The organism is Citrobacter sp. wls613 (assembly GCF_005281195.1).
In the GTDB taxonomy this organism is placed as follows: Bacteria; Pseudomonadota; Gammaproteobacteria; order Enterobacterales; family Enterobacteriaceae; genus Citrobacter; species Citrobacter gillenii.
This window is the reverse complement of the sequence record NZ_SZXN01000055.1, coordinates 151,163-159,545: the sequence shown is the minus strand read 5'-3', so window position 1 is coordinate 159,545 and position 8,383 is coordinate 151,163. Positions and strand designations below refer to the sequence as shown.

Annotated in this window: 8 protein-coding genes; 3 read left to right on the top strand and 5 right to left on the bottom strand. The window is 52.7% G+C overall.

Annotated elements, in window-relative coordinates; translation table 11 throughout:
* Positions 1-454 precede the first annotated feature (454 nt).
* Entirely contained in the window at positions 455-841 is a 387-nt protein-coding gene (locus FDX01_RS10195; RefSeq protein ID WP_115259478.1) for a DUF4751 family protein, read from the top strand.
* A gap of 44 nt (positions 842-885) precedes the next feature.
* Here the strand turns inward: FDX01_RS10195 and araD are convergent, their stop codons facing one another.
* The 3 genes from araD to araB all read right to left on the bottom strand — a co-directional run bounded on the left by araD (position 886) and on the right by araB (position 4,900).
* Positions 886-1,581, bottom strand: a complete 696-nt coding sequence (gene araD / locus FDX01_RS10190; protein ID WP_135912600.1) for an L-ribulose-5-phosphate 4-epimerase — start codon at positions 1,579-1,581, stop codon at positions 886-888.
* A 96-nt stretch (positions 1,582-1,677) separates the two neighbouring features.
* Positions 1,678-3,180: an L-arabinose isomerase gene (araA, locus tag FDX01_RS10185; protein WP_115259476.1), complete on the bottom strand. Its 1,503-nt coding sequence runs from the start codon at positions 3,178-3,180 to the stop codon at positions 1,678-1,680.
* Between the two features lie 10 nt (positions 3,181-3,190).
* Positions 3,191-4,900, bottom strand: coding sequence for a ribulokinase (gene araB, locus FDX01_RS10180; RefSeq protein ID WP_115259475.1), 1,710 nt, complete (start codon positions 4,898-4,900; stop codon positions 3,191-3,193).
* A gap of 339 nt (positions 4,901-5,239) precedes the next feature.
* Here araB and araC point away from each other — a divergent pair, with 339 nt between their 5' ends.
* Together araC and FDX01_RS10170 are read left to right on the top strand one after the other, a co-directional pair.
* Entirely contained in the window at positions 5,240-6,085 is an 846-nt protein-coding gene (gene araC / locus FDX01_RS10175; RefSeq protein ID WP_117342325.1) for an arabinose operon transcriptional regulator AraC, read from the top strand.
* A gap of 119 nt (positions 6,086-6,204) precedes the next feature.
* Positions 6,205-6,972 carry a DedA family protein gene (locus FDX01_RS10170; RefSeq protein WP_137399719.1) on the top strand — a complete coding sequence of 256 codons (768 nt, stop codon included), beginning with the start codon at positions 6,205-6,207 and terminating at the stop codon, positions 6,970-6,972.
* Between the two features lie 57 nt (positions 6,973-7,029).
* On the opposite strand, the gene thiQ is transcribed toward FDX01_RS10170, so the two are convergent.
* Complete coding sequence (gene thiQ, locus FDX01_RS10165) at positions 7,030-7,731, bottom strand: thiamine ABC transporter ATP-binding protein ThiQ (RefSeq protein WP_135912598.1); 702 nt, start codon at positions 7,729-7,731, stop codon at positions 7,030-7,032.
* The coding region (locus FDX01_RS23710) for an ABC transporter permease subunit (protein ID WP_249360934.1) at positions 7,715-8,383 on the bottom strand (669 nt) is incomplete at its 5' end. The genes thiQ and FDX01_RS23710, both read right to left, overlap by 17 nt.

Below are 8,383 nucleotides of genomic sequence, written 5' to 3'. Positions count from 1 at the left end.
TACACTAAATCAGTAAGTTGGCAGCATTACCGAAGATTTGGGTGGATGAATTATTTTATTCGTAGGCTTACTTTTTTAATTTTTTATTACTTATCTGATTTATATATTGCGAGTTGAATTCAAGTCCATTTCCGGATTTTTGTCGATTTTTAGGAATTGTGCTTATTTAATTATGCAACTTATTTCTCGGAATTGGAAAATTATGTTTTTTCTATTTGTGTTTATTACAGGTTGGTGTAAGAATTTTATTCGAAGTGTTCGGGCTAACAGGTTAAATATAATATATTTAACTGAGATTTTATTGTTGAATAAAAACGGATTTCAGTTCGATTTCGTCGGGTTATCTCTCTGTGTTATTTGATTTTTATTTTAATATAATTTTATTTCTAGTGCTAACTGGGATACTTCAAATGTTTATTATATTTCATGTAATTAATATGAGAATGGAGTCTTTATGAATATTTTCTCTAAACAGCAACTTAGCGTCAAGTACAGTAACTATATGTTTGTTAATACATTGCTGGCTAACCCTGCTGTAAAGACCGTGAGTAAATTTATTTTATATAAAACATGGAACGGTCAACTGTGGAATGCTGAAGTTATTGATGATGGCAATGCTTTTTTCCATTGGCAGGGTAGTGATAAAAGTAACGGTCATCGTGATACGGTTATTAATTACGTGGTGAATGGTCAGAAGTGGCAGACTACAATTTCAGATTATGTCTTTTTCCATTGTGTGGAGGGCGATCAAGATAATGGGCATTGTGATACTGTAATTGACTATCTCTGCTCAAATGATTGCGTATATCAAGCTTCCTTTGCTGAATACTTCAGCGAATAATGATACTGGAGCGCGTAGTTTATCTACGCGCTTATAAAAGAAGATTATTGTCCGTAGTAGGCTTTAGCACCGTGCTTACGCAGATAATGCTTGTCCAGCAGCGTTTGCTGCATATCCGGTAGCTGCGGTGCGAGCTGGCGGCAGAAGATCCCCATATAGGCAACCTCTTCCAGCACAATCGCGTTATGAACGGCATCTTCGGCGTTTTTACCCCATGCAAACGGGCCGTGAGAATGTACCAGTACGCCTGGCATTTGTGCCGCATCAATACCTTGTTTTTCAAAGGATTCAACGATCACATTCCCGGTTTCCCACTCGTATTCACCGTTAATTTCTGCATCGGTCATTTTTCGCGTGCAGGGAATAGCGCCGTAGAAATAGTCTGCGTGGGTCGTTCCTGTGGCTGGAATCGGCTGACCCGCCTGTGCCCAGATCGTCGCGTGACGTGAATGGGTGTGGACAATACCGCCAATGCTCGGGAAAGCCTGATACAGCAGACGGTGAGTGGGCGTATCGGAAGACGGTTTTTTCTGCCCCTCCACCACTTCACCGGTGGCAATACTGACCACTACCATATCGTCCGCGGTCATTACGCTGTAATCAACACCGGAAGGTTTGATCACGAACACGCCATGTTCACGGTCGACGGCGCTGACATTCCCCCAGGTGAGGGTCACCAGGTTGTGCTTTGGCAGCGCCAGATTCGCTTCCAGGACCTGACGTTTAAGATCTTCTAGCATGTTAACTCCTGAATGCTGGATGGCGTTACGCTTATCCGGCCTACGGTGATTTGTAGGCCGGTAAATGAAATGCCACCGGGCAATCCGTTTCGATAATTAACGTTTGAACCCGTAGTACACTTCGTTCCAGCGCAGCGCGTCCTTAAAGGCCGGCAGGCGGGTATCGTTGTCGATCACCGCGATCTCGATATCGTGCATTTCAGCGAACTGACGCATGTCATTCAGATCCAGCGCATGGCTGAAGACGGTGTGGTGTGCGCCACCGGCCAGGATCCAGGCTTCAGACGCGGTAGGCAGATCCGGCTGGGCTTTCCACAGCGCGTTCGCCACCGGCAGTTTCGGCAGGTCGTGCGGGGTTTGTACTGTATCAATGCAGTTGACCAGCAGACGATAGCGATCGCCGAGATCGATCAGGCTGGCAACCACGGCCGGGCCGGTTTTGGTGTTGAAGATCAGACGAGCAGGGTCGTCTTTACCGCCAATGCCCAGGTGCTGCACGTCGAGGATCGGTTTTTCTTCTACGGCAATCGACGGGCACACTTCCAGCATGTGCGAGCCGAGCACCAGATCGTTGCCCTTCTCGAAGTGGTAGGTGTAATCCTCCATAAATGAAGTGCCGCCTTGCAGACCGGTTGACATCACCTTCATGATGCGAAGCAGCGCGGCAGTTTTCCAGTCCCCTTCGCCTGCAAAGCCGTAGCCCTGCTGCATCAGACGCTGTACGGCCAGACCCGGAAGTTGTTTCAGGCCGTGCAAATCTTCAAACGTGGTGGTAAAGGCATTGAATCCACCCTGTTCGAGGAAACGCTTCATGCCCAGTTCAATACGGGCAGCTTCCAGCACGTTCTGACGCTTGTCACCGTGGATTTGCGTTGCTGCCGTCATGGTGTAGGTGCTTTCATATTCGTCGATCAGCGCGTTGATCTCACCATCGCTAATCGCGTTCACTACCTGTACCAGATCGCCCACGGCCCAGGTGTTCACCGAGAAACCAAATTTGATCTGAGCAGCTACTTTATCGCCGTCAGTGACTGCAACTTCACGCATGTTGTCGCCAAAACGGCATACTTTCAGATGGCGGGTATCCTGTTTGGACACGGCCTGGCGCATCCAGGAACCGATACGCTCGTGCGCTTGCTTATCCTGCCAGTGACCGGTGACCACGGCATGCTGCTGGCGCATGCGCGCGCCGATGAAGCCAAACTCACGGCCGCCGTGTGCAGTTTGGTTCAGGTTCATAAAGTCCATATCAATGCTGTCCCACGGCAGGGCGGCGTTGAACTGGGTATGGAACTGCATCAGCGGTTTGTTGAGAATGGTCAGGCCGTTGATCCACATTTTGGCCGGTGAGAAGGTATGCAGCCAGACCACCAGGCCCGCACAACGATCGTCATAGTTGGCATCGCGGCAAATAGACGTGATTTCGTCAGGCGATGTTCCCAGCGGTTTTAACACCAGTTTGCAGGGCAGTTTAGCTTCAGTATTCAGTGCGTTAACAACGTGCTCGGCGTGCTGGGTTACCTGACGCAGGGTTTCTGGGCCATACAGGTGCTGGCTACCAATCACAAACCACACTTCATAGTTATCAAAAATCGTCATTGTCGTGTCCTCAATGTGTCAGGGTTGCCAGATCTACCGGGGCTTTGTGCGCCGGTGCGGCAGTCGGAAGGTATTGTTGTTCGGCGCTTACCGCCCACTGCTGGTAGCGGCGATACAGTTGTTCAAAACGTTGAGCCTGCTCAGGACGAGGGTGCAGTGTGTTTTCCACGGCACTCGCCATTTTTTGCTGGGCGGCGGGGATATCGGCATGCACGTTTGCGGCAACGGCGGCAAAAATTGCCGCACCAAGCGCGCAGCACTGGTCTGAGGCGACAATCTGCAGCGGACGATTAAGGACGTCACAACAGGCCTGCATGATGACCGGGTTTTTACGTGCGATGCCGCCGAGCGCCATCACGTTATTCACTGCGATGCCTTGTTCGGTAAAGCATTCCATAATGGCGCGTGCACCAAACGCCGTTGCGGCAATCAATCCACCAAACAGCGCTGGTGCGTCGGTCGCGAGGTTAAGGTCGGTAATGACCCCTTTCAGACGTTGGTTGGCATTGGGTGTACGACGCCCGTTGAACCAGTCGAGTACTACCGGCAGATGATCCAGCGACGGATTTTTTGCCCATGCTTCGGTTAGCGCAGGCAGCAGCTGTTTTTGGCTGGCTTTAATCTGCGTTTTGAGTTCCGGGTGCTGCGCAGCAAGCTGCTCCAGCGGCCAGCTCAGCACGCGGCTAAACCAGGCATAGATATCGCCGAAGGCGGATTGACCGGCTTCCAGGCCAATAAAGTGCGGCACCACGCTGCCATCAACCTGGCCGCATATGCCTTTCACTGCGCGCTCGCCGACGCTGGCTTTGTCGGCAATCAGAATGTCGCAGGTCGAGGTGCCAATGACTTTCACCAACGTGTTTGGCTGTGCGCCCGCGCCGACTGCGCCCATATGGCAGTCGAATGCACCGCCGGAAATGACCACGCTTTCCGGCAGACCCAGGCGCTGCGCCCATTCCGCACAGAGCGTGCCTACTGGCAGGTCTGCGGTGAAAGTATCGGTAAACATCGGGTATTGCAGATGTTGGTTGATGAGGGGGTCGAGTTCATCAAAGAAACTGGCTGGCGGCAGGCCACCCCAGCTTTCATGCCACAGGGATTTGTGACCGGCGCTGCAGCGTCCGCGACGAATATCCTGTGGGCGCGTGGTGTCAGAGAGCAGGGCGGGGATCCAGTCGCACAGCTCAATCCAGGACACGGCAGCTTGCGCGACTGCGTTGTCCTGGCGGGTAACGTGCAGGATTTTCGCCCAGAACCATTCACTGGAATAAATGCCGCCGATATAGCGCGAATAATCGACCTTGCCCGGCGTATGGCACAGGCGGGTGATTTCTTCGGCTTCTTCGACTGACGTGTGGTCTTTCCACAGGACGAACATCGCGTTCGGGTTCTCGGCGAACTCTTCTCTGAGTGCGAGGACGTTGCCGTTGGCATCAATAGGCGCAGGGGTTGAACCGGTGCTGTCAACGCCAATCCCGACCACTGCCGCACGCTGTTCTGCGCTCAGTTCGCCGAGGACCGTTTTCAGTGCGGCTTCCATGGATTCAATGTAGTCACGCGGGTGATGGCGAAACTGGTTGTTTGGGCCATCGCAATATTGCCCTTCCTGCCAACGTGGGTACCACTCTACGCTGGTGGCAATCTCCTCGCCGGTGGCACATTCCACCGCCAAAGCGCGTACTGAATCACTTCCAAAATCGAGGCCAATTGCAATCGCCATCGTCTTACTCCATCCAAAAATACGGGTATGGATAAACAGTAGATAATGGGGGTAAAAACCGTCAGGCAGGATCCGCTAATCTTATGGACTAAAATGCTGTGGCATCACAAAGTGTGACGCCGTGCAAATATTCAATGTGGACATTTCTGCCGTAGTTATAGACACTTTTGTTAGCCGTTTTTATCGTTGGTGCAGGACATGTTTTTTACAAAATGCTTTTCGCATGCGGGGTTGATGGTCCATCACTGAAACCATAACGGTCTACAGGGGCGACGGTGACGATATCTTGCATAATATGGACGATTTGTTTCTTATCAGAACACCGGGAGTATTGAAATTATGGCTGAACCGCAAAACGATCCCCTGTTGCCGGGCTACTCGTTTAACGCGCATTTAGTGGCGGGATTAACCCCTATTGAGGCGAACGGGTACCTGGATTTTTTTATCGACAGACCGCTGGGAATGAAGGGCTATATCCTGAACCTGACCATTCGCGGGGAAGGGGTCATCAACAATCAAGGTAAGCAGTTTGTTTGCCGACCGGGCGATATTTTGCTGTTTCCGCCGGGTGAAGTTCACCATTACGGCCGCCATCCCGATGCCAGTGAATGGTACCACCAGTGGGTCTACTTTCGACCTCGCGCCTACTGGCAGGAGTGGCTTACCTGGCCGGCGATTTTTGCACAGACTGGTTTTTTCCGCCCGGATGAAGCGCATCAGCCACACTTCAACGAACTGTTCGGCCAGATAATCAGCGCCGGGCAACGGGAGGGTCGTTACTCTGAGCTGTTGGCGATCAATTTGCTGGAACAACTGCTGCTCAGACGTATGGAAGCAATTAATGAATCGCTGCATCCCCCCATGGATAACCGCGTGCGTGATGCCTGTCAGTACATCAGCGATCACCTGGCGGACAGCAATTTTGATATTGCCAGCGTCGCGCAGCATGTCTGCCTGTCGCCGTCTCGTTTGTCGCACCTGTTCCGCCAGCAGCTCGGCATCAGCGTACTCAGCTGGCGTGAGGATCAGCGAATCAGCCAGGCGAAGCTCCTGTTGAGCACCACGCGCATGCCGATCGCCACCGTCGGGCGCAACGTCGGGTTTGACGATCAGCTCTATTTCTCCCGCGTTTTCAAAAAATGTACCGGCGCCAGCCCGAGCGAGTTTCGCGCTGGCTGTGAATAAAAAGTGAATGATGTGTCCGAAAAGTTGTCATATCTCGCAAACTATTCATACGAATGATGGCTTGACGAAGTTGAGAAGGGTTATCAGAATCCTTGCTTCGTAAATCTGACGGACACATTATGCAAGCATTGCTGGAACATTTTATTCTCCAGTCCGCCGTATACTCTTTGATAGCCGTACTGCTGGTGGCTTTTCTGGAGTCGCTGGCGCTGGTGGGCTTAATTTTACCCGGTACCGTGCTGATGGCCGGACTGGGTGCGCTGATTGGTAGCGGTGAACTGAACTTCTGGCATGCCTGGCTTGCGGGCATTGTCGGCTGCCTGATGGGTGACTGGATCTCCTTCTGGCTGGGCTGGCGTTTTAAAAAGCCGCTGCATCGCTGGTCTTTTATGAAAAAGAACAAGGCGTTACTGGATAAAACTGAACATGCGCTTCATCAGCACAGCATGTTTACTATTCTGGTAGGTCGTTTTGTTGGTCCGACGCGTCCGCTGGTGCCAATGGTGGCGGGGATGCTTGATCTGCCTGTCGCCAAATTTATTGTGCCTAATATCATTGGCTGCGTACTGTGGCCGCCGTTTTATTTTCTGCCGGGTATCCTGGCGGGCGCGGCAATTGATATTCCCTCAGATGTACAGAGCGGCGATTTCAAATGGCTATTGCTGACGACCGCGCTATTGCTGTGGGTCGGGGGATGGCTGTGCTGGCGGCTATGGCGTAGCGGCAAAGCGGCTGTTGATCGCTTAACCGTTTATTTGCCGCGAGGTCGACTGCTGTATCTGGCGCCGCTTGTTCTCGGGATCGGCGTGGTGGCGCTGGTCGCACTGATCCGCCATCCGCTGATGCCGGTGTATATCGATATCCTGCGCAAAGTGGTGGGCTACTGACGATGCTTTTGCCGGATGGCGCTGATGCTTATCCGGCCTACAAAATCTCGCAATCTATCATCCGGCTTTGATACCCAACAGCGCCGAGGCGCTGGCGTGACCGCTCAACAGCTCATCTGTTTTACCTTGCCACGCAATGCGCCCGTCGGCGACTACGATTGAACGTGGCGCAATGCGCGCGGCGTCTTCTACGCTGTGGGACACCATCAGCAGCGTCAGCTGCTTTTCACGACACACGTCGGCCACCAGTGTGAGCATTTCCTGACGCAGGGCGGGGTCGAGTGCGGAGAACGGTTCATCAAGCAGCAACACGGGCTGTTCTCGCACCAGGCAGCGCGCCAGGGCTACACGCTGGCGTTGCCCGCCGGAAAGCTCGCCAGGAAGCCTTTCCAGCAACATGTCGAGTCCCATTTGTTGAGCAATGTGGCGCATTTTCTCCTGCTGCTGCGCGTTCAGTTTCAACCCAGGGTTAAGGCCGAGGGCGATATTCTGTTGCACACTCAGGTGGCTGAACAGGTTGTTTTCCTGAAACAGCATGGAGACAGGGCGGCGAGAAGGCGGCGTGCGGGTATGATCCTCACCACCAATCATCATTGTGCCGCTGGCTGGTGCCAGAAAACCGGCAATCAGGTTTAATAGCGTACTTTTCCCGGCGCCGCTGGGTCCCAGCACGGCGATCTGTTCACCGCGCGCGACCGACAGCGTAAAGCGCATGGGTAAATGGTGATACAGCCATGTGATATCAATCAGTTTTAACATGTCGACCCGGTAATTTCTCAATAACAGTAAACAGCGTAAAGCACAGGATCAGCAGCAATAATGCGGTGACTGCACCATCCTGACTGCGATAGGAGCCAATCTGCTGATAGAGGTAAAACGGTAACGTGCGGAAGTCCTCGTTGCCAAACAGGGCTACCACGCCAAAATCGCCAATCGACAGGACGCAGGCGAAGGCCATAGCTTGCGCCAGCGGGCGTTTCAACGCACGCAGCTCAACCACTTTCAACCGCGACCATCCTTCAATGCCTAAAGACTGGCACAACATGCTGTAGCGCGCCGTTACGTCACGCATCGGGTTTTCCAGCACTTTTAGCGCATAAGGGATGGCCATTAGTGCATTGGTAAAAATCACAATGCCGTCGGCAGAGTCCGGCAGTCCAATACTGTTATTGAGCAGCAGGAAGAACCCGGTTGCCAGCACGATGCCCGGCATTGCGAGGATCAGCATGCCACTCAGTTCCAGCGCCTGACCGGCTAAAACTTGCTGCCGTGCCCGCAGCTCGCGGCTGCTCCACAACAGCATCATGGTGAGAATGACGCACAGCAGGCCTGCCGCCAGCGCAATACGCAGCGAAGTCCACAGGGCTTGCCACAATACAGGCTGCGCGAGAACGTCCAGAATATGACGGTT